The organism is Ovoidimarina sediminis (genome assembly GCF_032586175.1).
Lineage (GTDB): Bacteria > Pseudomonadota > Alphaproteobacteria > Rhodobacterales > Rhodobacteraceae > Ovoidimarina > Ovoidimarina sediminis.
In genome coordinates, this window is record NZ_JAWHTE010000030.1 from 14613 (window position 1) to 40470 (window position 25858).

Annotated in this window: 24 protein-coding genes and 1 pseudogene; 2 read left to right on the forward strand and 23 right to left on the reverse strand. The window is 53.3% G+C overall.

Annotation, left to right across the window (positions count from 1 at the left end; all coding sequences use genetic code 11):
- Positions 1–172: 172 nt before the first annotated feature.
- The 22 genes and pseudogenes from RXV90_RS22480 to RXV90_RS22580 form a co-directional block, all read right to left on the reverse strand.
- On the reverse strand, positions 173–1249 hold the full coding sequence (locus tag RXV90_RS22480; RefSeq protein WP_316652059.1) for a glycosyltransferase: 1077 nt from the start codon (positions 1247–1249) through the stop codon (positions 173–175).
- Positions 1246–2379 carry a glycosyltransferase gene (locus RXV90_RS22485; protein WP_316652063.1) on the reverse strand — a complete coding sequence of 378 codons (1134 nt, stop codon included), beginning with the start codon at positions 2377–2379 and terminating at the stop codon, positions 1246–1248. The genes RXV90_RS22480 and RXV90_RS22485 overlap by 4 nt, the downstream gene beginning before the upstream one ends.
- A gap of 48 nt (positions 2380–2427) precedes the next feature.
- The gene (locus tag RXV90_RS22490) at positions 2428–3210 is read right to left on the reverse strand and encodes a glycosyltransferase family 25 protein (protein ID WP_316652065.1); all 783 of its coding nucleotides are present in this window, start codon (positions 3208–3210) and stop codon (positions 2428–2430) included.
- 18 nt (positions 3211–3228) lie between these two features.
- On the reverse strand, positions 3229–4119 hold the full coding sequence (locus RXV90_RS22495) for a hypothetical protein (protein ID WP_316652067.1): 891 nt from the start codon (positions 4117–4119) through the stop codon (positions 3229–3231).
- Between the two features lie 168 nt (positions 4120–4287).
- Positions 4288–5214, reverse strand: a complete 927-nt coding sequence (locus RXV90_RS22500; RefSeq protein WP_316652069.1) for a glycosyltransferase family 2 protein — start codon at positions 5212–5214, stop codon at positions 4288–4290.
- Between the two features lie 113 nt (positions 5215–5327).
- On the reverse strand, positions 5328–6197 hold the full coding sequence (locus RXV90_RS22505) for a glycosyltransferase family 2 protein (RefSeq protein ID WP_316652071.1): 870 nt from the start codon (positions 6195–6197) through the stop codon (positions 5328–5330).
- A gap of 947 nt (positions 6198–7144) precedes the next feature.
- Complete coding sequence (locus tag RXV90_RS22510) at positions 7145–7786, reverse strand: class I SAM-dependent methyltransferase (RefSeq protein WP_316652074.1); 642 nt, start codon at positions 7784–7786, stop codon at positions 7145–7147.
- Between the two features lie 530 nt (positions 7787–8316).
- Positions 8317–10176, reverse strand: coding sequence for an ABC transporter ATP-binding protein (locus tag RXV90_RS22515; protein WP_316652077.1), 1860 nt, complete (start codon positions 10174–10176; stop codon positions 8317–8319).
- 443 nt (positions 10177–10619) lie between these two features.
- A complete protein-coding gene (locus RXV90_RS22520; RefSeq protein WP_316652079.1) occupies positions 10620–11609 on the reverse strand; it encodes a glycosyltransferase in 990 nt (329 codons plus the stop codon).
- Between the two features lie 299 nt (positions 11610–11908).
- Positions 11909–12235: pseudogene (locus tag RXV90_RS25890) on the reverse strand (class I SAM-dependent methyltransferase); the annotation flags it as partial.
- A 21-nt stretch (positions 12236–12256) separates the two neighbouring features.
- Positions 12257–12625 carry a hypothetical protein gene (locus RXV90_RS22525; protein WP_316652081.1) on the reverse strand — a complete coding sequence of 123 codons (369 nt, stop codon included), beginning with the start codon at positions 12623–12625 and terminating at the stop codon, positions 12257–12259.
- Positions 12626–14198: 1573 nt separating this feature from the next.
- Positions 14199–14447: a PqqD family protein gene (locus tag RXV90_RS22530; protein WP_316652082.1), complete on the reverse strand. Its 249-nt coding sequence runs from the start codon at positions 14445–14447 to the stop codon at positions 14199–14201.
- 19 nt (positions 14448–14466) lie between these two features.
- Entirely contained in the window at positions 14467–15306 is an 840-nt protein-coding gene (locus tag RXV90_RS22535; RefSeq protein WP_316652084.1) for a hypothetical protein, read from the reverse strand.
- A gap of 130 nt (positions 15307–15436) precedes the next feature.
- On the reverse strand, positions 15437–15592 hold the full coding sequence (locus RXV90_RS22540; protein WP_316652087.1) for a hypothetical protein: 156 nt from the start codon (positions 15590–15592) through the stop codon (positions 15437–15439).
- Between the two features lie 27 nt (positions 15593–15619).
- Positions 15620–17482 (reverse strand): asparagine synthetase B family protein, encoded by a 1863-nt coding sequence (locus tag RXV90_RS22545; protein WP_316652089.1) that lies wholly within the window; start codon positions 17480–17482, stop codon positions 15620–15622.
- On the reverse strand, positions 17479–19173 hold the full coding sequence (locus RXV90_RS22550; RefSeq protein WP_316652090.1) for an ABC transporter ATP-binding protein: 1695 nt from the start codon (positions 19171–19173) through the stop codon (positions 17479–17481). Before RXV90_RS22550 ends, RXV90_RS22545 begins: the two co-directional genes overlap by 4 nt.
- Complete coding sequence (locus RXV90_RS22555; RefSeq protein WP_316652092.1) at positions 19170–20381, reverse strand: nucleotidyltransferase family protein; 1212 nt, start codon at positions 20379–20381, stop codon at positions 19170–19172. The genes RXV90_RS22550 and RXV90_RS22555 overlap by 4 nt, the downstream gene beginning before the upstream one ends.
- 16 nt (positions 20382–20397) lie before the next feature.
- A complete protein-coding gene (locus tag RXV90_RS22560) occupies positions 20398–20736 on the reverse strand; it encodes a hypothetical protein (protein ID WP_316652094.1) in 339 nt (112 codons plus the stop codon).
- A gap of 129 nt (positions 20737–20865) precedes the next feature.
- Positions 20866–21837 carry a UDP-glucuronic acid decarboxylase family protein gene (locus tag RXV90_RS22565; RefSeq protein WP_316652096.1) on the reverse strand — a complete coding sequence of 324 codons (972 nt, stop codon included), beginning with the start codon at positions 21835–21837 and terminating at the stop codon, positions 20866–20868.
- A gap of 264 nt (positions 21838–22101) precedes the next feature.
- Entirely contained in the window at positions 22102–22464 is a 363-nt protein-coding gene (locus RXV90_RS22570; protein WP_316652098.1) for a MarR family EPS-associated transcriptional regulator, read from the reverse strand.
- Between the two features lie 204 nt (positions 22465–22668).
- Complete coding sequence (nusG, locus tag RXV90_RS22575; RefSeq protein WP_316652099.1) at positions 22669–23217, reverse strand: transcription termination/antitermination protein NusG; 549 nt, start codon at positions 23215–23217, stop codon at positions 22669–22671.
- A 4-nt stretch (positions 23218–23221) separates the two neighbouring features.
- Complete coding sequence (locus RXV90_RS22580; protein WP_316652101.1) at positions 23222–23824, reverse strand: sugar transferase; 603 nt, start codon at positions 23822–23824, stop codon at positions 23222–23224.
- Positions 23825–24375: 551 nt separating this feature from the next.
- Here RXV90_RS22580 and RXV90_RS22585 point away from each other — a divergent pair.
- The gene (locus RXV90_RS22585; RefSeq protein WP_316652102.1) at positions 24376–25074 is read left to right on the forward strand and encodes a metallophosphoesterase; all 699 of its coding nucleotides are present in this window, start codon (positions 24376–24378) and stop codon (positions 25072–25074) included.
- A gap of 78 nt (positions 25075–25152) precedes the next feature.
- On the opposite strand, the gene RXV90_RS22590 is transcribed toward RXV90_RS22585, so the two are convergent.
- Positions 25153–25383 (reverse strand): helix-turn-helix domain-containing protein, encoded by a 231-nt coding sequence (locus RXV90_RS22590; RefSeq protein WP_316652103.1) that lies wholly within the window; start codon positions 25381–25383, stop codon positions 25153–25155.
- Between the two features lie 94 nt (positions 25384–25477).
- On the opposite strand from RXV90_RS22590, the gene RXV90_RS22595 reads away from it, so the two are divergent.
- Positions 25478–25744 (forward strand): hypothetical protein, encoded by a 267-nt coding sequence (locus RXV90_RS22595; protein WP_316652104.1) that lies wholly within the window; start codon positions 25478–25480, stop codon positions 25742–25744.
- Positions 25745–25858 lie beyond the last annotated feature (114 nt).

A 25858-nucleotide genomic window follows, 5' to 3' on the forward strand; every position in this document is an offset into this window, starting at 1 on the left:
GATAGCGAGCGTCCTCGAAAGTTACGACATGGAACCTTACACTTGCACTTGGATCTTGAAGGTAGTCCTGGATGTAAAGCCAGAAATTGCCCTGGATTAGAGGGTCGAAAAGTCGATTGTATAGAAAGATTACGATTGGTGTCGGTGAGGATGTCACGAAAACGTCCCTTAATCAGGCGATGAGATAGCCCTTGGGGCCAAGAGCTTTGGCAATCCTTTCGAGCTGCCGCGGGTAAGTGTTATCGGCCGCGAACGCCTGCCGTCGGCGCATTTGATCTGGTGCATTCCAAGCGTCAATGTCACGTATGACCTGGCTCAGCAATTCGGTGTAGTCGCCATCTGGTGGGCACATAGCAAGCAATTCACTGACCTGCTCGTATTCACTTGTGTAGGTAGCAACAGTCACCTTACCGCTCATCATGTATTCCATCATCTTGTGCGGATTCGACTGGTCCTCGAAATGTGCTTTTTGGTAGGCGACGAGCAGCACGTCTGCATTCGCCAGAATGGGGAGTACCCGGCTGGAAACAACCTTTCCGTGGAGTCTGACGTTGTCATGCACGCCAAGAGCGCCCTCAAAGGGGTCATTCTCTCTGAAGCCCCCAAAAAAGTGAAACAGTACGTGAGGTAAGGCTCGTATGGATCTTATCAACAGATCTCGGTCGAGGTAGGACATCGACAGGTTACCAACATAAGCGCAGTTGATTCGGCCGTCTGGAAAAAGCGATGCCTCGGTTTTTGGATCAAAGGGATCTAAGCGCACACCATGATGGATTATCTTAGCGTCAGCCCGAACTTCTCTAAGCCGCTCCCAGATGCGTTTGCTCGTACAGAAAACATGGTTTGCGGTCGTCGCAGCGGCCTCGACATGGAAGTTCTGATTGAGATCCACCTGGTGGTAAATTTTCAACCGATCGCCGGCAAAGCTCATGTCAAAGAAACGAGAATTCTCAAAAAGCCAAACGAGCTCGACCGGCTTTTTGGAAAGCAGCTCCAAACGCCGCAGCCAATGCGCCTCAAGTGCGCGGCGCACTGAAGCGGGCACAAAACGCAAACCCGGCATTACCTGAGGGGCGTGCAAGACAGTGATTTGCGCATCGGATTGGACTACTTTCTCGAACCGAAAAGGCCCTGCCTGAGGAGGTCCATGAAAAATCACATCGTGCCCCCTCTTCGCTAACTCTATCGCGTAGTGATGCTTACTCACGAAGTGCCCATCCCATGGCTCGGGCGAGATCACCAAGATCATCGATCCGCCACTTCAGCCAGAATCTCAGCAAGTTGCCTCCCAACCACTCGAGCCGAGAACCGTCCCTGCGCTTCCGCGGCAATTTGTTCGCGGTCCCAAGCCATGGACGGGTCGAGCGCGCGCGCTAGCGCATCTCGCCAAGATCCCTCGTCGTTCTCTACAAGAAGACCATTCTTTCCCGAGACCAAAAGTTCTGGCAGAGCTCCCACGTTTGACACCACAGCCGGAACACCACAACACGCCGCCTCCGCTGTAATGACAGAAAACGTTTCGTGCGTCGTTGGATGAGCCAAAACGGTCGCCATGCGCATCTCTTGAGCGACACGATCGCGCCCGACATAGCCAAGAAATTTAACGCGCTCAGCCCATTCCTGAGCAGCGACGTATTCCTTCATAGCGAATAGCTGCGGACCTCCACCCGCAATCACGAGCGTGAGCATAGGAACAAGTCTCAGCAGCTCTGGCATGGCCTTCAATACGAAAAAGGGCCTCCGGAATCCGTTCCAATTTGCAGCCATGAGAATTGACGGAAACTCCGGCAAGCCCACAAATTGAAATTTATCGTCAACGACATTGGGAACTACATGGACATCCAAATCATCGCGCTGTGCAAACGCAACGATGTCCGATGCGAGATCGCGGGATACTGCAATGACAGGGGCATCGCTCGAAAAAATCTGCCGCATTCTAGCGTGTGCCTCGCTGCTTGGATCTAGGAAAAAATCATGAGCGTACGCAGACCAATGCTCTATAAGTACAATCTGATTCCCAAAAAGTGCTCTAACCATTCTCGGAAACCGAAAAGTCGGCCACGCAACGTGCACAAGTACAACGTCCCAGTTTCTCCGACCTAGCCGAAACCTCAGCATGAAAAGCAAACCAAGTGTGAGAAACTCGCGTATCCGTGTCGGGCCACGAAACCCCGAAAGTCGAACTATGGATCGGTCTTCAGACGCAACACTCCAAGTGAAGGCGAATTCGTCATTTTCCGATACCTCGATGTGAACCAATCTTTGCTGTACATAAGGCTCAAGAGCTAAATAGTGTGCCTTGATGAAAGGAACTGAGAAAGGAGAAGCTTTGCGAGGATACCAAGTGGCAAGATGAAGAACCCTTAGCAGCTTAACCATTTAGCCGCCTCGCGAGTACATGAAAAGATCAGCTCCCAAACGAACAATTTAGAAATCCTTGAAATCAATGAACCTACTTTGATACTGCTTCGCAAACTTAAGTATTCGCTTTTTCGCACAATACTTGAATTTACTAGCGAAACGGGAGGGCAATGGCGCGCGATTAACCTTCATAAACCTTGTTAGCCTACTTTCCAACGATCGATCCTGGCGAAAAATACCCGGATCAAAAAGATATATTTTAATCCCTGTTTCGGATATAGAACTCCAATCATCAGCTAAGTTTTCGACCCTCTCTTGAGATCGAAGGATTGTAATTGCGCCCCTCGAAACAAAGTAAGCATGAGCATTCCAAATACTACCTTTTTCCGGTTCATAAATACAAAGATTTCCGTTAAACCTTCGCGCGTTTTGAAATTCCCACCTATTACAACCCAAATGTACCACAAAGGGTTCATGACTCGAAAGCTCATTCAAAACCTCTCCGTAGGCATTCTCCACCGTCCTCCAAGAATACCCAATGTTGAAGTTAACATCGTCCTCAAGAATCAAGCCCAAATCTACACTCAAAGACCCAAGTGAACGGTACGCCTTTTTATGACTTAGCGCGCAACCGACCTCACTGGCCGATAACACACGCCCATAACGATACGGACCAAATTTGATATTTAAGAAGTCCAGCGTCTGACTATATGTACGATCTCGGAAATCAATCGCTGGTAAGTAACTCATTACAATTTCGCCAGGAAAACCGGCCGAAATTAGCCGTTCTCTCCTATCAACATCTTCATCAATAGAAATAACTTTCACCGATGTAAAAGGAATCTCCACCACAATCCTCACATCCGCTTATTCCGAAAGATCTTCCACAAGACCAGAAAGGCTCCTCGCCAATGAAGCTCCTGACGCAACGCGGCCGGCATCCATCGTCGCGTCGAGCGCAAGTCTCCAATCAAGACTACCAAAGTCGCCCTCTAATGATATGACCCCAGAAATAACATCTTCCGCGGAAGCGTCGCTCAAAAAGTAGGGATAATCACTACCTAACAACTCGACTGCATCGTCGGTATCAATTGAAACCAGAGCAACCGATCTACAAGCCGCAGCCACTATTCCCTTCGTAAAAGGCTTTGCCGAATAAGAGCCATTGTCATTTTTTGGTCGTATACAGTAGTGAGCGTTAAAACTCTCGAGCTTCGCCCAACCATTTTCAAATTTCACACTATTGGAACCGTCGATTAAGGTAACTTTGCCCTGCAGATCATCTGCGAATTTACAATTCTCTAGCGCCCCAAAGTAACAAACCTTCAATTTGTCGTACTTCGGTTGAATAACTGATAAGTGTAAGCGAATATCAGCCGCATGATACAAAACGTAGACGTCCTGACTCAATGGAGATCCGCTGCCTTTTCGCGATTCAATCAATAAATTTAATTTTCTTTGTGAGGAATAGGAACTTGCAATATGGACATCTATTCGGTCACTAGCAAGATATTCCGGATCACCATCTACGTAATCGGCACATATGATGCACCCCTTTGACTTCAATATATGATGCACGAGCGCAGTTACCGAAGGAATTGCATGCTTTGTGAAAAAAAGTATTGATTGGGATTTCTGCTGCAAGGCCCAACTCAAAATTGCAACTCGACTTCCAACATTGCTGGGTAAGAATGAAACACTCATCTCAAGATCAGGTAGAAACGGCCTTACCAGACTAATGAGTTGCTCTGATCGCATATATGTGCTTCCCCAATGCGAGTGCAATTTGCTGCAAACAAAAACCACTTCCCTGGTGCGCCTCTTATGTTTTCTTATTATTTTCTCAATCCTTCCAACTTAAAGCATGGTTCCGCTTCATTCAAAGGGTCGTTTGAAAATAGTAAGCAAAGTGACATACACTTCGTTTCATTTCGCAATACGAATAAGGATATTACCAAATCTTCTTCGCCATCCTCCACGTGCGACAAGATTTGATACACCACCCGTCAGCGACCAAACCTCCGACTTTGGCGCGGTTGGTGCGAATAGCCAATCCTCAGCAAACGCGGGTTTTGAAACATCACGCGATTTTAGCCTGTTCGATTCTGCTTCTGTCATAATTGAAATTGGGTGAACTCCTGCACCCGACAGAAAATCGGCCACGTGAGCGACCAAGCCTCTTTTCCTTCGTTTGTAAGATGTTGGGAAGGGTAAGCAGTGCAAAAATGGCCAAGGCGCAAAACCGAGCACTAGGCCCAACTCATTAGAACGCATCTCATTCAAAGGCTCGTTTTCAGCGAGTGAGCCGACCGTTGCTCGCAGGCGAGGTATATTGAAAATACCCGTATCTGAATAAGATATCAACCTGTTGGGCAGCCTCTGCTTTACCATCGCTGGTCTGCGCAGAAAATGACCGAAGGGCTCGAACATCTCCGCATGATGCCCACCTCCTTTCTTCAAGAAACTTACACTAAGAACGAACGAAGCTTCTTTTATTGAGAAAAATCCGAGCATCTCTTCGATCTCTTCATTCGACACCTTTCGTACAATTTGCTGATCATCTTGAAGGAATAAGACCGACGTCGCCGCCGCTTCTTCGGCCAACTTTATGGCTGTATTCATGTTCGCATGCAATCCTCCCGTAGTAGCGGTGTAGTCCCGCCTTGGGGCAATATAAACCCTTACCACCCGACGAAGTTCATCCAAGATACGAAGGGTTGTTGGGTCGTCACTATGATCATCAATAATCGTCAACGAGCTGCTAGGAAAATTTTGCAAAACTGAAAAAACAGCGTTTCTTAGAAACTTACCTCTATTAAAACTAAAAATGAACACTGGAATTTTACTTATCATAGTAATAGCCCCTCACTTCTTGAGCCAACACAATTATTGCCGGCTTCACAGTAAAATAACTACCTTTTCAAAAAATTTCAAAGCCCACCATACAATTTTTTAACGCCGTTCCTTTATAATCCAAAAATCAATCCGTACATGGATCTTCGCAATGGATGCCTTAATACGGTTAGCAGGTTTTCAGGGCGCAGTAAGTCCCTCCGGGTCTTTGTGGATTTTGAAAGGAAATGCATATCCACTGAAAATCGCGCGTCACGCTCTAGATGTTGAAACTCGGGATAGTCCGCAAGAAATTTTGAGATCGCTCTGAGCACATATGGACGTTTTCTTCTATAGTCGAACCCAAGACTACTTTCCGAAATTGTCCGAGAAGAAAGCGCACAATTAATCTTATACATAGGAGTATTAACCGAAACACGTAACCACATTAAAGTATCTTGCGCTCTAAGCAAGTCCTCATCAAATTCGCCAACTCGAGATAATAGATCTCTCCGCATCATTACCGTTGACGGATATATAGCTGGGGAATAACGTAAAAGAAATTCTGTTTGAGCATGCAGTTCATTAGGTAAATCTTTGCACACAAAAACGGCGCTTCCGGTTTCGCGCTCCACAAACGTATCAGTGAATGAGAAATTTGCGCCTTTGCGCTCCATATAGATTACTTGCTTTTCTATCTTTCTCGGCATCCAATAATCGTCACCATCGAGAAATGCGATATACTTTGCAGTTGATTTTCGTATTCCCATGTTTCTTGCCGCTGGCAATCCCGCTTTCGACTGAACGAAGCAATTGAAATTCTTCTCATGCTCACAAAACTCTAAGATCTTTTCCCAAGAATTATCAGAAGAATTATTGTCTATCACAATAACTTTGGAAATAAATTTCGATTTTTGAGATTTAATACTTTCCAAAGCCCTTTTGATTGTCTTTCCCTCATTAAAACATGTCAAAATAACGTCAACTGTATTAGATTCAGTCATAAGCCGAGCACCTGATTCTGATATATCTTCAATTCTATAATATAATGCGCGTCAATATAGTTATGGCCAAATAAAACTCGAAATCTTGCTTGAATCAGGAAACAAGATCCGAGAATGATGTTCCTGGCGAGTCAGATTGTCGCCAGGAACACTTCACCGTATCTGTGAAAAGGGGGGGCGCAATACTATGCTGGTCATTTCGGGATACGATCAGTTTCTAGTAGCGTTGCGGTTTGCGGCAATGTGAGGCGTCGGAGACGGCTGTATTCAGCCGTCCTCGGCAAGCTGTAATGCACCAATTGCTTCCATGACCGCCAGAACCTTACAGAACCAATTTTCGTCACTTCCGTTGTCGCCCAACGGCATTTTGGCACCTGGTGCGCAGCAGAACAATTCCAATCGGCATTTGGAATTCGCTGATTCTCCAGCCAATGGGAATAAAGTCATAGTTCGCCCACGTGCGCTGTAGATCGTGTGTAGTTGGCTATTCAAACCACTTTCGGTTCGAAAGAGCACCCATGTGCGAAGCGTCCTTCTTGTGAGCCTTCCGATGTACACAACGCTTTTAAATGGAACTTTGAAGTTTATATTCTGTTGGTCAATGTCGAATAGGCCACATAAACAAACCTTTCTTCTACATTAACTGTCGTTAGTTTAGCCGATGGAATTGCCACAGTAATGTCGCAGTTCAGAACAGGGGTTTCATCTCGACAAAAATAACCGTTACATTAGGGCGCGATGCCCGAAGCGAACTGCCATTTTCTCCGAGTTTAGCAGCGACAGCTCTCCATTTACTTCCGTGTACCATTAATTCAAAATGGATATTCGCATTTTTCTAAGGATAGTGCTGTTTTGCGTTGGTAGCGACCAGTACCAAGTTAACATTTAGTACAGCACATAAATTTTTAAAATATTTTTACATAGTATTTACTGGATGGGCTGAAGGGTTAATTACGACCACTCGCTTTTCGCGCAATGACAAGCATTGAAGGAGTGGGGCGCCGCGGATAGGCTGTGATGTATTCAACCTTGAATCCGTGCATAGGAAATATCCTCCTCACACGGCTAGGATCAAAGTGGTTCTTATGGAACATGCCCTCATGCTCTTGTGATCCGACGATCATCTTGATTGCATAGTCTGTTTCTTTCGACTGGTCTGACAGGTATCCGCGTACTTTAAGGAGTAAGTAGCGCCGGCAAATTCGTGCAATATCGGGACAAGTGAAGACAAGATGCCCGCCTTCCTTCAGGACACGATGCCATTCCGAGACAGCTCGTCTGAAGTCATCGAATGACAAATGCTCGATCATATGGTGGTGCTCAATGAGGTCAACACTGAGATTCTCGAACCCATCCAGAGAGGTAGCATCCACCTTTCGATCAGCATTCGGGTTATACAAATCGCAGTTTATCATGCCTTCTATTCGACTTGTTCCAGCCCCAAGATGTAAGCCGATTGTAGCACCTTCGCGAAGGGCACGTAGAGCCGACGCGATATCTGCCTCAACTTGCTTCCTTCTTCGAAATAGAGTCCGTGGTTGACTGAACGCCTTCATGATCCGAAAATTCCATTCCAGGCCGGCAACCATTCATGGCCGACTGTTCGCGGAATGATGATGTAGTTGATTCCCCTTATCAAATTTTTGGCATCATCGAGCACAAGTGCTTTCTTCCAAATTTGAGGCGTCGGTTGCTCTACCACAGCTTTGAACACCGCATTCCGATCATAGCCGTAATTTTGTCTAGAGCCTGCTGTTGGACGTCACAGCCGTTAAGTTTTGGTACGCTTACATATCGTCACCCTAACTCACTAATTCATAACGAGGCTTGTCCTTGGCGTAGGTAAGGTAGTTCGAGAGAAGCATTTCATCGAAATACTCTCAATCTACATAATAATTTATTCCGCCCCTCTTGGACAGTTAACTCGCGACAAATTAATGATGGCTTACCAATGAATTCGTTCAAGAATTCCTCCGCTTAAAAACTCCGCAATGATTAAAGTAAGATACCTTCTCAATTGTCGATATCATTCATTCTTCTTCTTCCTAAGGTAAGATCGCTGAAGTAAGTCGGAAAATGAGCTATGATAATGTTTTGATGAGTGAGTATAATTAATATATCAACCCTCTCCATCTGGAATCTGGTCCTTTTGCCGCCTTTCCCGTGTGTATTCGACGCGAGCTATCTTTTGAAATTCAGTATTGTGTTTGATGAGCTCATCCCATTCGTCATATCCAACAATTCTCCCATTCTTAAGTACAACAATTCGATCACAGTGTTTCACCGTACTTAAACGATGTGCAATTATTAAGACTGTTTTGTCCCCTGGCAGGCATTCAATTGCCTCCATCACTTCCTTCTCTGTAAGATTGTCAAGAGCACTCGTAGCCTCATCGAAGACGATTAGATCGGCTTTGTGATACAGTGCTCGGGCAATCCCGATCCGCTGCCTCTGACCGCCGGATAGACGTACCCCTCGTTCACCGATGTGCGTCTGATAACCGTCCCCAAGGTCGTTTTCTATAAACTGATCGATCTGCGCGATCCGAGCTGCTTCACGGACGCGCGCGAGATCGATCTGCTCTGGTGGCACTCCGAGAGCTATATTCTCAGCGACAGCAGAATCCGTGAGGAAGATCTCCTGGGGAACATAGCCAACACATTGCATCCAAGCTCGCACGGTATCGGACGAAATCTCTACGCCATCTGCCACCAAACTACCCTTGCATGGAGAAAGCAACCCAAGGATCACGTCCGCTAGGGTCGTTTTTCCAGCTCCAGACCCCCCCACAATCCCGATCTTTTCACCCGCACAGATACTTAGTGAGATATCTACGATGCCAGCGCGATCAGAGTTTGGATATCGATAGGAGACATCCTTCAATTCAAGAGTTTCTGCTAGACTCATCGGCGAAACGGACGTTTTTTGTCCGTTGTAGTCAATATTTTGCGTTAGATCGCCATAGACCGCGTCAACCGCCGCCTTGCCAAACTGAATAGAGGCAAGAGATTGATAAAGCTTAGCAAACTCGGGCATCAGGCGTTGGCCAGCGAACGCGAATAGACCGATAATGGGCAGCAACCCTTCCAAAGCTTCTCCGGTAGCAACATCCGCAGGGTCGATCAAAACAAGGCACAAGAGGATAGTTCCACCCATTGCAACCGCTTGGAGCGTAAAACGCGGAACTTGCGCTACAATGGTCACACGCAATCCCACGTTGGCCACTTGAAGGGAGGAAACTACAAATCGAGTCAGATATGAGGCCTCTCTCCCTAGTAACTTTATGTCCTTGATTCCAACAAACGACTCATTTGCCGATCGAAACCTCTCCCGATTGGCTTTGACGCGGATCTCGCCATAACGCTTCAAGGTGAGGCGAACACATAGAAAAATGATCCAATATATTCCGCCCAATACAACGAATGCAATTATGGCAACAATTGGTTCCACCCACAGTAGCAGAGCCAAAACAGCGATGATAGTAAGGCAGGCTGCAATAAAGTCAGATGCGGGCTTCAAAAAAGTCCCCACTACTTGACCTGCTTCATCCAACACTCGAGGCCCCATTTCACCAGAGTGTCGGTTCAAGAAAAACTCATACGGCTGATTAAGATAACTGGCGAGCAACCGTGTCCCTATCGAGTGTTGTCGCCTGGTCGTATATCGCGTCACAGCCCATAGGTTTGCGATCTGGACTAAACTTGAGAAAGCGATTATGGAAAAAGAAAGAAAACCTAAACCTACCAGGAACCCATATTCAGAGTTAAAACCAAAAAATTTGTAGGCCCATGCGTACCACGGTGTTGTAACAATGCGTGTCGGATCTGCCAGCACAGACAGAAAGGGCAAAACTGACCCGACCATTATTGCAGACGACAGTGCGCTTAGAATAGTTGTAACCAGCACAAGCCAGGCGTTGCGTCGCTCCCGCGCATTTAGAATACTCCAAGCCTTTCTCCAGGTCGGAATGTCAATCATGGTAGAATAAATGAACCAAGACGATTAGAGAGTTCGGCCACCAAGGATGCCCCAACATATGTATCTAGACTCATCTTATACCTATTTCCTGTATTGATGTCGGGTCTTTCAAAGCAATTCACAAAGTGTCGATAAGGCTACAGTTTGTACTACTCTATTGTAAATATCATTTTCTCGATCACTTAGAGCTTTAATTCCTAGCGAAACCCGCATGTCGTACAAATTAGCCCAAGACTCTCGAGGTCCAGCAGAGTCCCCTATACCTTTTGCACGCGTTCACTTTAATAGGCTCAAGTGACCCAAAACCACCTCTACAGATCAATCATCTCCTAATTAAACAAAAATTTGCGCAATAGTGTCAGATTAACTATTTAATAATTTTTCGCTAACAAAAAGATCGCGCACTCGCGCCGCCACTCATCAGTCAAGATATCTTTTGTTATTTATTTCCAACCTGATTGTACGATAAGTCTGCGAAGCGCCCCTAAAGCCTCTCTATTAAAACGATTTGGCCTTATTTTAATTTGCTGTATAATTTCACTTATTGCACGCGACTCAGGATCTAACAGCTTCAATCTGAGGAACTCCGACCAATACCTCTTTTCCATTTCAATCATTAAGTCTCTTCTTAATTTTCCTTGACTAGAACAAATTATATCATCAAATACTTTAACCCTCTCAATCTGAAATCTTAAGGGCTGCGATATTGTTTTTGAATTTTCATGAAGTCTGAATACAGCAACTTTGTGATCAACGCATTCCACGTGACTTTTCTCTAAGAGATATGAAAGAAGCACCTTAACATCAAAAGTATAATGCAATTCCTCATCTAATGAGGAGATGAGCGTCTTTGTATTCGGCCAAAACACACCAGGCTGATGAAAGATAGAAGGAGAGCCGCGTTTGGTATAATCTTTAAAGTTTAACTTACTATTTTTTTTAATTTCAAGAACTTTATCCTCTCTTTTATTACTTACAGCTCCTGCAATTGCATAGCCATCCCGTGCGAGATCAAGTATCTTAAGAGCATTTTTTTCGTAAGTATCATCAGAATTGATCCAGGTGAAATACTGAGTCGCAGTCCCAGCCAAACCCTTCTTTATAGCATGCACTTGCCCCCTATCGGGTTCACTTATCCACCCGGATAACCAACCTTGATATTTATCAATCACCTCTAAAGTTCCATCGGTAGATCCACCATCTACAATGAAGTACTCTAAATTTGGATACCCCTGCAGTAAGACAGACCGGATAGTTTCCTCAATGTATTCACCCTGATTATAGCTTGGCGTTACAATCCGTATACTTGGCCAGGGTGTGCCATCGCCACGCTTTTGAGGGAATGGCTTGCCAGCCTTCGTCCATGGCCAACCAACTTGACCACCTGGCGGCGAGGGTAAGTCCGCTAGGCTTAATGATGGGACGATCTTCATGAGCTAACGTTGAATAGCATGCAAACTTTTACTTTTCTTCATAAAGAGGGGTCTGAACTCATCTCTTAAGTGGACGCGCATTTTCTTTCAGGATGTAGTCCCAGTTACGGTCCGTCTAGTTGTTCAGATACCGAAATGAAATCTCTCAAACGGCTCCGTACTGTGGTAGGCATTATAAACTTTTACTGTTTCTAAGAAGCTTCGACTCAGGAGCGGTGCATTCTGCTTTTAAGCATCATACTATCTGAAAATGCGCCGTCGACCGGAACTCGTTTAATTCTGAGCCATCGTTCTATCCCTCACTGAACTTTTCGCCATGCCCTATGGGGCATAGGAGTACTGGAAACTGTAAATGATCCCCTAGCTAACGCGAATAACCCACCTTGCAGACTAAATATCCTATAGCCAACCAGTTCCGACAATTCGGAAATCAATTCCCAAGTACGGAACCCAGTATGTTGTCCGGATTCGAACACCCAATACCACCAATCCCGCGGCGGTACTGCGAACTTCTCATATAGGAGTGTGCTTAAAATGATCACCTCCGGATCGTAGATCTCAATTGCATTTTTCCGAAACGAAACAGGATCTGGCAGATGCTCCAAAACCTCAAACAATGTGGCTACGGCGTAATGCCCTGGTGCCGCTTAAAATCCACGCGCGACCAAATTTTCGGCGTATGGATCACTCCAGTAAAAGTTCTTAGAGCGATCTCGCATCGCTCTAACAAACAATCCATATCCGCCGCTAACATCAACACCCTTACCATGTCGAATTGAATCTGATTGATGCTCCAGCACTTCGTAGACAATGTCAGCGGATGACACTGCGCGCTGCAGTGCCCCGGTATCGAGTATGCTTAGTGCGGAGGAGTATGCTTCGTCGAGCCAATGAGGGCTCTCAACGAAAATATAGCCATTGGTTTGATCAACAAAATAGTTTGCACTGTATTTTCCAAGAACAGTTTCATTGAATAGGAACTCACAGCGGGATCCATTGATGGGAGATTCAACCATTATTGATCATGTTCTTTTTTTTTGGTGTTCCTCTACACCAACTAAGCTTGACGGTATTGGCCTTCCGCTACCTTCGACAATATGCTCAACCGGAGAAGCATTTCGTAGAGCTGGCGTAATGAAGAGTCGTTCTCCACGCATACGCATTTGTCTGTGCAGCACCACATGCTCACAAATCGTTGAACCATCTGCGTCTCGACTTCCATACCAAACACCAGTGAGAGCTGACCGACGGTAGACGCCAATCCCCCCAAAAGCACTATCAACTTCAATGGCTGGATGATCGCTGGGAAGTAAGTACTGCCGACTTCCGACAATCCGGCGCCGAGCCCATCGATAGACTCTTGGTGTAAGGTTACCAGCGCATAGTTTATTCAAAGCTCGTACAGCGCCTGCGCTAGTCCAGCGAACCGCGTCGTCGAGCTCATGCCACACATCCCCGGACACCCACCCTTCTCGTCGCAGTGCATATAAGTCGTAATACGGACCGTCCTGACTTGGAAAAAGCGCGGACCACGCTGCGGGTCCAGTCGTGATTGCTCGCTTAACCATCTCCACATCAATACTTGAGCTCACGCCGTCTAGATCGAGTATAATAACGATCTCCGGCCCGGGCTTCATACGATTCAATTCAACCAAATAAAGGTTACGAGCAAATGCAAGACGATCGACGCGATGCGGTATCGCAGCTACCAATCCGTCGAGGATGATTACCTTTCTTGATGCATCCTCCGCGGACCACGCTGCGAGATGCGGCGCAGTTGCATCTTTATTGTCATTGGTAATAATAATACTACTACCACTACTTGAAGCTGCACAAATCTGATTCACAATCGAAAGACTTTCCGTAATCCGGCCTCCGATGCTTCTTGCCAACCCACAGACTAAAAGCGAAGGGAGCATCTAGACTTCTTTTTGTGCAGTGTGAAAGATACTCTCGTATGGCAATCTCTCAACATGTATACAAAATTCCATCAACTCTTAAATAAACTTTTGCGATTAGAAGCAATACGTCGGCGTAAAATTAACGCACAATAGATAGACTTCATTTTTTAAAGAATTAAATTTAACGCACATGGAAATTAAGAAAATCTGCATAATTAAGAGCAAGAAAATATCGCGCCTCCTACTGGCTTAATTTGATCCTCACTACTTTTGGCAACGCACGTCCAACTTCATAAAAATCTATTTGGAAACTGCTTGGGCCTTAATACCGTGGGAAGACGCTTAGACGCAAACAGATCATTCTTCTTCAAATTATCCTACCCTGGCCCGCCCCAAATGCTCGATAACGCAAGGCTTACACATCTTATCATCGGCGCGCCTGGTTTTCGTATGCATGTTACTCACCCGGCTCGGCTCAGCCCTAGGTGCTTCCTAATTGCCGTGACAAAAACCCTGGTCCTCCAAGGCCATTTGGAGAATGGGACGTTTCGCAGTCCACCCTTTTGTGGCCGCTTCTTCAACGGCATGAGATCGTCGGCCACGCCTCAAACCGAACACAAAGAACCGATCTTGGTACGAAACCCCGACACGCACTGCCGACAATGCCGGACACAATCTCACACGCCCATCACTCAGCCTGGACAAGACCGGCCTCGACCAGATCCGAGGTCAAATTGAGGAGATCTTTCATCAGTGTCATGGCATCGACCTCGAATTTACTCTTCAGTGTTTCCACGGTCTCTGCTGGGGACTTACCCTCTTCCAGAAGCTTCCAGATTTCCACGCCGACTTCGTTCAGCCCGTAATACATGCCCTGTTCCATATCGAGCAGCACCGCCTCGCCGGCGATTTCCCGCATGATGACGTGATCTCTCACACGAAATCGCGTATTAAGCTCAATGGACAAGGCGTTCGTCTTCGACGGCAGACAGGATTGCATGTCTCAATCTTGGCAGCGCCGCGTAGTCCCGCGGGTACTCCAGCTGAAACGTCGGAACGTTCGCCGCAATTTCAGCCGTGCCCTCGAAGAGTTTCATGAAAGCTTCTTTCCGCTCGAGATCCAGAACGAACAGGTGTCTGATCCACGCCTTGTGCGACGCAATTCCTCCGAGATCCCGAATGGAGACATCCTCGCACTCCCGATCCCCCAAAATGAATGCCGCGCGGATAGGTGTGGGACGCTTAGCTTGACGAAAACCCGCGCCGGCCCGAAGCCGCCGCTTGCGCGTATAGCTCGCGTAAGTCTCGATATGTGCCCCCTGAGCACCCACACCCTCGATGCTGTCACTCCAAAGGCGCACAGTTGCGTCATGCGGATGTGCCGTCGGCTTCCCGTCCTGGGTCACGACCAGAACGTCGTCCGTGAGAAAGCGTCCCCCATGCATCGCGAAATCTGTCACCAGGGTGGATTTGCCGCGCCCGCTTTCCCCCATGAACACGACCGCCCCATCGCCCACTTGTACGCAGCCCGCATGGAAGACGCAGGTCCCGTGCAGGCTCTCGATCAATGGCTGGATTGTTGCAGAGAAGACGTGATCCGCATCGCCTCTGGCCCGGCCTTCGAGCAGATTGCAGGTTAAACTCTCCCCGAGCGAACCGAACCGGAAATCGCACAATCCACTGACCTCGATGCAGTAGCCATGCTCGGCCCGCAGCGATCTACCCCAGGGCGACCCGTCCGGGTTCTTCCAAGAACTCACAATCTCCCCATCGTAGGGTGGCAGACTGGCGACCATACTGACATCCGCAAGGTGACTGCGCATCGAATGTGGACGTCGAATGATCAGGGATTCCGGGCCTGCATCAGCAGATAGATAGGGGCAGATCGAGCCAGATCGGATGCTGCTTCCAAGAAACGGGCTTCTTTTATTTGCCCATGCCGCGGTTTCCGATGGTCTCGTTTGTACCGTCGGTTCGAGTTCCGGGTTTGTTCTGTGTGGTCAGCTTCGAAATCGGCCCGTATGTCTCGAGCCGCGGCGCCATATAGGCACGCTTTTCGGACTTTCCTTCATTCCGGGTCATAGTGCACATCCTAAAATACAGGCTTTATTATCGCTCAACCGCGACCCTAACGCAAGAGAAGGCGTTCCAGGCCGTGATCTGGGCTTGATGGGCGCCGGCATCATTTGCCGCCGACGCCACGATCCTTTCGAATTGGGGCGCATCGAGCCATCCCAGGCTGATGCCCGTCCTGCGCCAGTCGGAGTGACAGACAAGATCGGGGAAGTATCCATCGAAGACATCCTCGAAGGTTGTCTTGGCAAAGCGCTTCAAAACCGTGTCCGTCAGAACGCCCTGCAGCGCGCGCCGGTGTATTGAGCGATCAAGACCGTCCCAACGACGCCGCGCGGCTGGCACCGCAAACGAAAACTCGATCAGTCTCCGTGCTGACAGAGGCGAGCGCAGCTCCAGGCCTGCCAAGGCGGCCATGAGTTCCATTGTCTCCTTGGCATGCACCAATGCCGCGTTGTCCAGCATGCCGAGTCCGGCCCATCGGCTCTGACCCGAGGCAGGGCTCTGTATCCGACCGGCGTCTTCGAGCCGGTCTCTCAGCCGCCGAGATAGGCACGCCGGCCCGAGGAAGGAATGAACGGGACGGCCCATGGCTTTCCTTAACCCCAATCGCATCCTCTTCGGAAGGTACGGATAAAGTCCGAAACGAACCTCTTCGTACACCGCGCGGCCCGGTCCTTTCGCACGCGACAATCCGAACAGGAATTGCCACAACAGGGCCCACTCTTTCCGCGCGACGAGCTCTTCGGTTGCGGACATGGATCCGGCAAGCCATTGATCCCCTCCGACACCGTTCAGAAGGACACGGCATCCATCGGATTGCACCGCCTGGTACTCGTCGCGGTGCATCGCCCCGTTCGGCCACGGTGGCAGGGCGCATCGCTCGCGGGCATACGCCTCATACCAGTCGAGTTCCGGAAGCTTGGCATCAATCTCGCGCACGGGGCGCCCCAGGTGCTCGGACACGGCATGTACGTAGGCCAGTTCATCGGTTGGCGCCCCTTTCGAAAACCTCAGCGTGTATCCCTTGAGGTCCTGCGTCAGCAGGCATCCGTCCTTTTCGAGCGCGTGCGCTACGGAGAAGACCGCCGAGGAGTCGAGCCCTCCACTCACTTCGCATCCTAGTGGTCCGACCGTGCGCGACACGCGGCGGACCTCGTCGAAGAGAAGCTCGCGGTAATGATCGACATACGCGTCCTGGCTGTCGTAACGGACATCAGGGACGTCTCGCGGATCCCAGTAAGTCGATGACGTGAGACCCGACCCATCGACCAATCCGGCCTGTCGTGGCGGAAGTCTCGAGATCCCCGTCCAGATCGAGTGGGTATTGGACACGTAATCATTCGCAATGACCTGGGCGACCGTGAACTCGTCAATTTCGGTCGGGATCTCGGGATGCCGGGCCAGCGCCGCGATATCGGAGGCAAAGTAAAAGCGCGATCCGCTCCAGTGGTAGAAGAACGGCTTGAAGCCCAGCCGGTCCCTCGCAACGAAGAGCTTGCGCTCTCTGCCGTCCCAGATCGCAAGCGCGAAGTCACCATCGATGCGCTTGACGCACTCCGCGCCCCAAAGCCTGTAGGCGGCGAGAACGAGCGCCTCGTCCGCTTGGGTCCTGAGGAGTGCCCCGGCCGCGAGGAGATCCTTGCGGAGATCCGACCTGTTGTCGACGCGCCCGTCCATGACGAGAACATGGTCCCCATCGGCGCTGACGAGCGGCATCTCGGCCTCCCGGGCCTCCGGCGTGGTGCGGAGCATCCCCTGCCCCAGCGCCACCGTCTCCGAGAGCCAGACGCCGCGCCCATCGGGCCCACGGTAGTCCATGATCCCGAGCATGCCTTGAAGCTCGTCCGGATCTACCGGACGGCCGGCAAAATCCACGATCCCCGCAATCCCGCTCACGACGAACCTCCCGCCGCGGCCACGACCGCGCGCGGCCTCGCGTTGGTTCGGGTATCGGAGATCACGGCGCCCTGTCCGAGCTCGATCACGCGGTCGACAAGGGCAAGGCTTGCAGGGCGATGCGTGATCAGGACAACAGTGCGCCCCGCGAGTGTGTCACGCACTGAGGCCACGAATGCCGCCTCGCCGTCCGGATCGAACATTGCCGTCGGCTCGTCGAGAACGAGGATCGGCGGATCCTTCAGTAGTGCCCGCGCCAGCGCGATCCTCTGGCGCTCGCCCCCGGAAAGCTTCACGCCCTTGTCGCCGATGCGCGTGTCATAGCCTTGCGGAAGCCTCTCGATGAACCCCGCTGCCTGCGCCTGCTCGGCCGCGCGGGCAAGCTCGGCATTGCTGGCATCGGGCTTCCCGAAGAGAATGTTCTCGCGCACCGTCCCGTCGAAGAGATAGGCGCGCTGCGGAACAAGGCCGATCGCGCCACGGATCGCGTGGAGCCGTACCCCCGCAATGTTCTGGCCATCGAGCAGGATACGCCCCTCATCGGGCGCATGGAACCGCATCAGGAGTTCGACGAGGGTTGTTTTCCCGGCGCCGTTTTCGCCCGTCAGGGCGACGGTCTCTCCGGCAGGGATGTGGAGATCGATGCCCTTCAGAACCGGATCGCGGGATAGATGGGCAAACGAGAGCCCCTCGAAGGTGATGTCTCCCCTAACCTCGCCCAGGCCCCTACCCTCGTCATGCACCTCGGGCTCAAGGCCCAGCAGCGCGTCAAGGCGTTCGAGAGACCCGCGCGCCGCCTGGTACTGCCCCCAGAGGGTCGCGAGATCAGAGACAGGGCGCGTGAGGAGCGCCGCGTAAAGCAGGAAGGAGATGAACGCGCCCGTGTCGAGCCCGCCGGCGCCAACCCTGGACTGGCTCGCCCAGAGAAGCGCGACGACGGCCGTCGCGGCCACGAAGAGCATGATGGGCGCAAGCAATGCCTGTCGGCGCGCCATCCGGACCGAGAGCCGGCGCAGGTCCTCGACCTCGCGCCCGTAGGTCGCCCCGCTTTCGGGCTCGCGCGCGAAGGACTTGATCGCGGGCAGCATCGCGAGATGGCTTTCGACGGTGCTCACGGTCCGGACATAGGCCTCCCGCCACTCACGCGCGACCGACCGGAACTGGCGCCCGAAGAGCTTTGCAAGGAGCACCGCCAGGGGAACGCCGAGGATGATCGGAATGGCCAGGACGGGATCGAGCGCGACCATGAGAGCGATCGCACCAAGGAGCGTGATCACCTGTGGCCCGAGAGACAGCACGGGCCCTGTCAGGAAGGATCCCAGCCGCTCGGTTTCGTAGGTCACGATGGAAATGAGGTCGCCCCTCGTGCGCTCCAGGTGAACCGCCATGGGCAGGTCCTGGACATGGGCGTAGACCTGTTTCCGGAGGTCGGCGATGATCCCCTGCGCCACACCCGTCAGAACGAAGCTTCGGCCGACCTGGAACACCGCCTGCAGGGCGAAAAGGCCGATCAGGCTGAGGGCGATCCAGCCGATCGCGATCTCCGTCTCGACAAGCACCGCCTCCGAGAGAATTCCAAGAAGCCAGGGCATCGTCAGGAGAGCGAGGGACTGGCCGACCATCAGGATGACGCAGAGGGTGAGCTGCGCGCGGTAGGGCCTCGCATAGCGCAGGATCGAGGCAAACGTCACGGCGATCCCTCCGCGTAGCGGCGGACAAGCACCCCCATGCCCCGTCCCGCCCTGTAAAGGTAAAGCCAGGGCAGCCAGGATGGCCGGACGTCTGCGAAGGCCTCCCGCATGCGGTCGGCCGGCGGCAGAACCAGGTCCTTCAGGAAACGGAGTTTCCGATTAAAGCCCGGTGTCGCCATGAGGTTCATCCAGACCTGCCCCAGGACACCGCTCGTGAGAAACGTCGATGCCCGCCCCGGCTCTCTCCCGTCAAGGATCTGCAATATGTCTTTGGGAACAGGCGTCCCGAACGTGTTTTCCGCGGCCTTTAGGCCAGACAATACCGCGCCCGAAAGCCCGGTCTCGCGCGCGCGATCGAGGAGCCCCCCCCAACCGGCCCAGGAGAGGTTCCTCGCGAGAAGATCGATATCCTTCGCCCAGATCATCCGATCGATGCTGAGATACTTCACGCCGTTCACGTAATAGACCGACTGGCGATGCTTCAGGCGATGCATCGCGGTGATGAGCAGCATCTCGACATCCGAGACGACCCGGGCCTCCGGCGAGAGCTCTGGAAGGGGGACGGCGGTATTCGCGAGTGCTTCGTAGGGAAAGAGCCCCCGCAAGACCGCATTCCCTGAGAGCCCGAAATGAAGATCGATCTCCTCCACCATCCCCAATTGCGAATGGAAGAGGACGTGCCGCGCCGTCGCCTCTTTGAGCCCCGCCGGCATCGGGTAGGCTTCGCCGCCGATCTCCTTCAGAACGCGCACGGCACGATCAAACTCTGCACGGGCCACCAGGAGATCGGTGTCGCCGCGGATCCGCTGCGCGGGGTGCTCGTAATGCCGATAGGCAAGCCCGGTTCCCTTGAGAATGAGCGGCTCAATGCCTGCCACCGAGAGAGCGGTGAGTGCTCTCTTAAGGGTCTCGGCATGCTCGGCCTCCCGCATCTCGGCCTCGACGAGACGGGACCTGAGCCCCCGCACGAGACGATCGGGGAGAGGGGCACTGCCGGGAAGCCCGGCGCTGACAAGCCCCGCGACCCCCTGGAAATCGATCCGCTCGAGGAGGGCCGCGACGTTTTCATCCGTCATGGCAGCGACCGCGGCCGGCGCAGCCGTCTCCGCCCCGGGCCCACCGAGCCAGCCGCGGATCACCTCGTCCAACTGGTCAGGTGTCATGGGCGATGTGCCGTCGTTGGCAACCGATGCGCGCCCGGTACTCACGTCTCCGCCCCCACCATCACGCGCCCCGCCCGCGCAATGCGCGTAAGTGCCAGAGCAGCAGAAGCACGGTCGGCCAGAAGAGCGTCTGTGCGAAATCCGCGAGCGTCTCGCGCCAGTTCACGTCGCCCGTCCACATGATCCAGTCGCGCGCATCGAGCGCTTCGTTCAGGGCCTGGAGACACAGAAGGATCAGCCAGGCGAGGGCGACCCCGAAGCGACGGCGCCGGAGAAGCAGCGCCAGGCCGAGAAACACCGCGAGACCCAGATGGACATGGAGCACCTCCTCCGAGACCCCGAGCGCTTCCTTGACCCACGCCTTGCTTTCGAACCAGGCCGTGCGCCACGTCAGTTCCATCCGCGGGGAGACTGGCGTGCCGCCATGTCATGTCGACCGAGCGCCCGCTCGCTCTCGCGCACGGGCAGCACGTCTCGGATATGTCCGGTTGAGCGCGTCATCTGCGTTTTCGGCAGGCTTTCCGGGCCATCAGGCCGGCGCAAGCTCTCGCAATCTTTCCTTGAAGAAGTCGATCGTCCGCTCAAGCCCCTCGCGCAAGGGCACCTCGGGCGCCCATCCAAGCGTTTTCTCCGCCAGAGAGATGTCGGGCCGCCGCTGTTTCGGGTCGTCCTGCGGCAAGGGCCGGGTCACGATCTCCGACCGCGCGCCGGTCATCTCGACGACCGTTTCCGCCAGCTCCCGGATCGTGAACTCGCCGGGATTGCCGAGGTTCATGGGCCCGGTGACGCTCGCATCGGTGTCCATCAGCCGCAGAAACCCCTCGATCAGGTCGTCGACATAGCAGAACGCCCGCGTCTGGCTCCCGTCGCCATAGATCGTGATCGGCTCGCCGCGCAGCGCCTGCACGATGAAGTTCGACACCACCCGCCCGTCCGCATGGTGCATCCGGGGGCCGTAGGTGTTGAAGATCCGCGCCACCTTGATTTCAAGCCCGCTCTGCCGGTGATAGTCGAAGAACAGCGTCTCGGCACAGCGCTTGCCCTCGTCATAGCAGGAGCGGGTGCCAATGGGGTTCACGTTGCCCCAGTACGCCTCGGTCTGCGGGTGCACGTTCGGGTCGCCGTAAACCTCGCTGGTCGAGGCCTGGAAGATCTTGCATTTGAGCCGCTTCGCCAGCCCCAGCATGTTGATCGCGCCATGGACGGAGGTCTTCGTCGTCTGGATCGGATCGTGCTGGTAATGGATCGGCGAGGCCGGGCAGGCGAGGTTGTAGATCTCGTCGACCTCGACGTAGAGCGGGAAGGTCACGTCGTGGCGCATGAACTCGAACCGGGGCTCTCCGTGCAGGTGATCGAGATTGCGCTTCGTGCCGGTGAAAAGATTGTCGGCGCAGATCACCTCGTGCCCCTGGCCGAGAAGCCGGTCGATCAGGTGCGAGCCGAGGAACCCCGCGCCCCCGGTGACAAGAATACGTTTCCGGCTGTCGTAAAGACGGGTCACGACGCGATGCGCCCCCTCGCTAAAAGGACCGCGGCAGAGCAATTAATCATCAAGAGTGACAAATCTATGGCCTGTTCTTTGCCTGTATTTTACAGGCTCGCCGAAGGCGCGCCTCGAGACCTGGGCCCCTTTTATGGACGGTAAATTCCGCGCCCCTTTTATTGACGGGAAATTCACCGCCCCCGACATTTTCCTCGCATTTTTTGCCCGAGTTTTCGTAGTTATAAAAACTCGCCCTGCGACTCGAATTGCCGATAACGCCGCTCACCGCGCCCAGTCCTCGCCCGCTTCGCCCATCTGCTCCTCGACCGCCGCGATCTCCGCCTTGAGCGCCTCGTACTCGCGCATGCGCCGCGCGAGAAAGGCTCCCGTCAGCGCAGATTTCTCCGCGACCCCGCGCGGGGTCAGGAGGTAGGCGTAGCCCATCTTGTTCCGGCTTGAGCGGAAGTTGCGGATCTTGACGAGCCCCCGGTCCACGAGCCCCTTCAGGCAGTAATTGACGCTGCCGAGGCTGATGCCGAGCTCTTCCGCGATCTGGCGCTGGCTGAGATCTGGCTGGTCCTCGAGAAGCCGCAGCACCCGGAAGCGGGCGTCTTCGCGCATCTCGGCGAGGCTCGGGCTGCTCACGCCCTGCTCACCGGGCAAAAGCTACCGCACCGGCGCTCGCGCGGGATGCGCCGTGGGATCGTCACCAGAACTGTCGCAAACTCCCCAAGCATGGTGTTCACGTGTGAACACGTTCGCAGAAATTCCAATCGGGTCAAGGGGTTTTCGGAAGCAGGCCACTTTGTTCTCTCAGTGGGAACAATGCCGCGCGAACGCAGGGCTCTTTCAGAGCAGTTCGAGGTTTCTCGGCTGCACCATCGCCCGCACTTGGCGGCCCATCATCTCGAGAAGGACGAAAATCCGGTCCTTCTCAGGAAGCGCGTCGATCCGAGCAATCGCGTTCGCGAAGGGGCCCGCGACCACGCGCACGCCGTCTCCCACCGCAAACTCCCGCGCCGGGAGAAAGGCGCCATCCGTCCCGATCCGCGCGCGCAGATCCGAGATGATGCCGCGGGGCACCTCGGTCGGACGATCGCCCTCAAGGGCCACGAGCTTCGCAACACCGTAGGTGCTGTTGATCGACCGCCAGCCGGAGGCATCGGGCAGAATGCGCACGAAGAGGTAGCCCGGGAAGATCGGGCGCGTGTCTGCGTGGAGCCGGCCTGCGCGACGCCGCGTGATGTCCTGGAACGGCATGAAGGTCTCAAACCCCTGGCGGGCGAGATTGCGGGTTGCCAGCTTGAAGCCGCCAGGCTTCAGCTGCGCAAGAAACCAGTGAAGATCCGCCTCCCGGTCGGCCGCGCAGCTCTCGGATGGATTAGTGCCACCATCCATCGGTTTACTTTGCGCCGTGGCCGGTGAAGACGATCAGCGCGGTCACGAGCAGGATATGAAGATCGAGCCGTCCGCAGGATTTGCGCACATAATAGCGGTCGAAGCGTGCCTTCCGCTCGATCGCACGGTTCGTATCGGCATAGCCGCCGCGCACCTGGGCAAGACCGGTAATCCCGGGCCGCACGCGGAAGCGGTCACTGTAGTAGGGGATCGTATAAAGATACTCGACCGCGTGCTCCCAGGCATCGGGACGCGGACCAACGAGACACATGTCACCGGCCAGAATGTTGAAGATATTTGGCAATTCATCGATGCGCGACCGCCGCATAAGCCGCCCAAGTTTCGTCACCCTGTCGTGCTCCAGCGGCGCGTCATGGGCGCGCACGCCATCGGGCGAACACAGCATGGTGCGGAACTTCCATACCCGGAAGCGCTCTCCGCCAAGCCCCATGCGTTCCTGCCGAAAGAACAGTGGGCCTGGATTGAAGAATGGGTTCAAAATGAGAAGGATGAGGGAAATCACCCCGACGGTCGGCAGCATGCCGAGCGCAAAGGTGACGTCACAGAAGCGCTTGAAAATACGGAATTGCCACGACCACCGCGCCATCGGCGCGGTCGAGTTTGAAAGAAGTTTATCAAGTCGACGCTCTACCTGAGCTGCGCCTATGGTCTCAAATTTCATAACTCTATAGTCCCCCGACCCGCCCACAACGGCTCACTCGGTATGGCGCCAACATGACAGGAAGTTGACGTGGCGGTAAACAGTGCAGCGGCGAACGGCTAGAAAATGCCGTCCTATACGAAAGTTTATACGCCGAATGGCGACAATTCGCCAGTTCTTTGCTGAATTCTTGAGCAGCCTTCTGACGAATCCTTTGTCAAACAGCCTGTGGCAAAGACGCAGCCTTCCGCCAGGAGTAGCAGCGCAAGTGTTCTTCGTTCTAGGCCGTTGCCTCGCTGACGTCTCCAGAGAATGGGCCCACCGGCGCCTTGGATCGTTCGCGCCAAGAGCCTCACCTCTCGGTTCGAAGATCACTCCCAGTTGCAGGGTAGTCGTCTCGGATTCCCTGTGCTACCCGCCTGAACTGGCGCGGAACGGATGGTTCTTACCCGTGCCGGAGAAGATGGAGCCCTGCCCTGCCCCGTGTGCCCGAGAACATGCGCGTCTACGCCATTGGCGATATCCACGGTCGCCATGATCTCCTGATCGCCCTTCTCGATACGATCGCGAAGGATGCGCTGCGCCAGAATGACGCGCGCCAGACACAGCTTGTTTTCCTGGGGGATTATATCGACCGCGGGGACCGTTCGGCAGAGGTGATGGAGGTGATCCGCTCGCTTGTTGAAGACACCGGCGGCGGTGCAGTCGCAATACTCGGAAACCACGAGGCCGCCCTTCTCGACTTCATCGATGAGCCGATCGCAGGGCAAAGCTGGTTGAGCTATGGTGCGCTTCAGACCATTGCGAGCTACGGCGAGCCGCTTCCGCCAAGGACCCCAGGCGAGGCTGATCTGATCGGTCTGCGCAACCGGATATCGGAGAAAATGGCCCCTGATATCGCCTTCCTGAAGACTCTTCCGACGCATTACCGCTCCGGGTCGGTCCTCTTTACGCACGCCGGATGCAACCCCGGCATCGGCGATGGCACGAAAGACGAACGCGGAATGATCTGGGGACATCCCGACGGCCTCGGCGATCAGCCGCTCCGGGACACGCTCCTGGTTCACGGACACTTCGACGCTCCCGACCCGGTGCAACGCCCGGGCCGGATCTGCGTTGATACGGGCGCTTATTACTCCGGTCGTCTGACGGCGGTTCGGCTGGATGACGGCATCCAGTTCATCGTGGCAGGCTGAGACGCGCTATCTGGCAAACGTGATGGCACGCATCGCCTGTGAATGGAGGCGATAGGAACCCAAGCTTACAGTCTTGGCTCAGGCTTTGAGCCTCGCCCCGGGCCCACCACCATTCCGATCAATGAAGACCACGCCCTCAGCCTCGAGACGCGTGCGGATCGCTCCGAGGGTCTCGGGTGGCGCCGCAGGCTTTCCGCTGCCCTCAGCCCTCTTGATTGTCATTGTCGAGACACCCAGGGCCTCGGCCAGGTCTTTTTGGGACCATCCGATCAGGGCTCTTGCCGCGCGAATTTGAGCCGCTTCGGTCATTTCTCTTGCATGGGGGCAAATGCACAGCCATGTTCCATATGGAACATTTCCCACACCTCTTTCGAGCGAAAGCCTCTACAAAATTGACGTCATCATGATTTCACGCATGACGCCAAAAGATGTCCAGCGCGATTCTCCCGGCAAGGCGACCGAGCCGCACTACTTTCAGTTGGATGGGAAAGCCTTCCGCATCGTCGAAGCCGAAGACCCGGAATTCTTCGGCTTGGAACAAGACAGAACCTCACCGAGCACTTTATCTGCGGTCCCTCATTCAATGAACGCCCTCATCGAAAGCTATCGGTCAAACGGGCCTCTTTGTAGGACCAAGATGGAATCACGGTTCTCAGATCGTCAGCCCTGAAGGAGCCGACGCGCACGAGCCGTTTGGTCCGGACCTCTTGAACACAAACTGCAAATGCTCAAACGGCGTAAGTAGGCGTGAACGAAAATAGTTTGAAACAAGTTTCATCATCTC

Bases quoted from the DNA above. Each gene is read 5' to 3' on its own strand.
- nusG (WP_316652099.1), bottom strand. From the start codon at position 23,217: ATGGATGGTGGCACTAATCCATCCGAGAGCTGCGCGGCCGACCGGGAG.
- RXV90_RS22525 (WP_316652081.1), bottom strand. From the start codon at position 12,625: ATGGTTGAATCTCCCATCAATGGATCCCGCTGTGAGTTCCTATTCAAT.
- RXV90_RS22560 (WP_316652094.1), bottom strand. From the start codon at position 20,736: ATGGAACTGACGTGGCGCACGGCCTGGTTCGAAAGCAAGGCGTGGGTC.
- RXV90_RS22540 (WP_316652087.1), bottom strand. From the start codon at position 15,592: ATGACCCGGAATGAAGGAAAGTCCGAAAAGCGTGCCTATATGGCGCCG.
- RXV90_RS22480 (WP_316652059.1), bottom strand. From the start codon at position 1,249: ATGATCTTGGTGATCTCGCCCGAGCCATGGGATGGGCACTTCGTGAGT.
- RXV90_RS22495 (WP_316652067.1), bottom strand. From the start codon at position 4,119: ATGCGATCAGAGCAACTCATTAGTCTGGTAAGGCCGTTTCTACCTGAT.
- RXV90_RS22595 (WP_316652104.1), top strand. From the start codon at position 25,478: ATGATTTCACGCATGACGCCAAAAGATGTCCAGCGCGATTCTCCCGGC.
- RXV90_RS22510 (WP_316652074.1), bottom strand. From the start codon at position 7,786: ATGGTTGCCGGCCTGGAATGGAATTTTCGGATCATGAAGGCGTTCAGT.
- RXV90_RS22520 (WP_316652079.1), bottom strand. From the start codon at position 11,609: ATGAAGATCGTCCCATCATTAAGCCTAGCGGACTTACCCTCGCCGCCA.
- RXV90_RS22585 (WP_316652102.1), top strand. From the start codon at position 24,376: ATGCGCGTCTACGCCATTGGCGATATCCACGGTCGCCATGATCTCCTG.
- RXV90_RS22515 (WP_316652077.1), bottom strand. From the start codon at position 10,176: ATGATTGACATTCCGACCTGGAGAAAGGCTTGGAGTATTCTAAATGCG.
- RXV90_RS22590 (WP_316652103.1), bottom strand. From the start codon at position 25,383: ATGACCGAAGCGGCTCAAATTCGCGCGGCAAGAGCCCTGATCGGATGG.
- RXV90_RS22580 (WP_316652101.1), bottom strand. From the start codon at position 23,824: ATGGCGCGGTGGTCGTGGCAATTCCGTATTTTCAAGCGCTTCTGTGAC.
- RXV90_RS22485 (WP_316652063.1), bottom strand. From the start codon at position 2,379: ATGGTTAAGCTGCTAAGGGTTCTTCATCTTGCCACTTGGTATCCTCGC.
- RXV90_RS22505 (WP_316652071.1), bottom strand. From the start codon at position 6,197: ATGACTGAATCTAATACAGTTGACGTTATTTTGACATGTTTTAATGAG.
- RXV90_RS22500 (WP_316652069.1), bottom strand. From the start codon at position 5,214: ATGATAAGTAAAATTCCAGTGTTCATTTTTAGTTTTAATAGAGGTAAG.
- RXV90_RS22535 (WP_316652084.1), bottom strand. From the start codon at position 15,306: ATGGTCGCCAGTCTGCCACCCTACGATGGGGAGATTGTGAGTTCTTGG.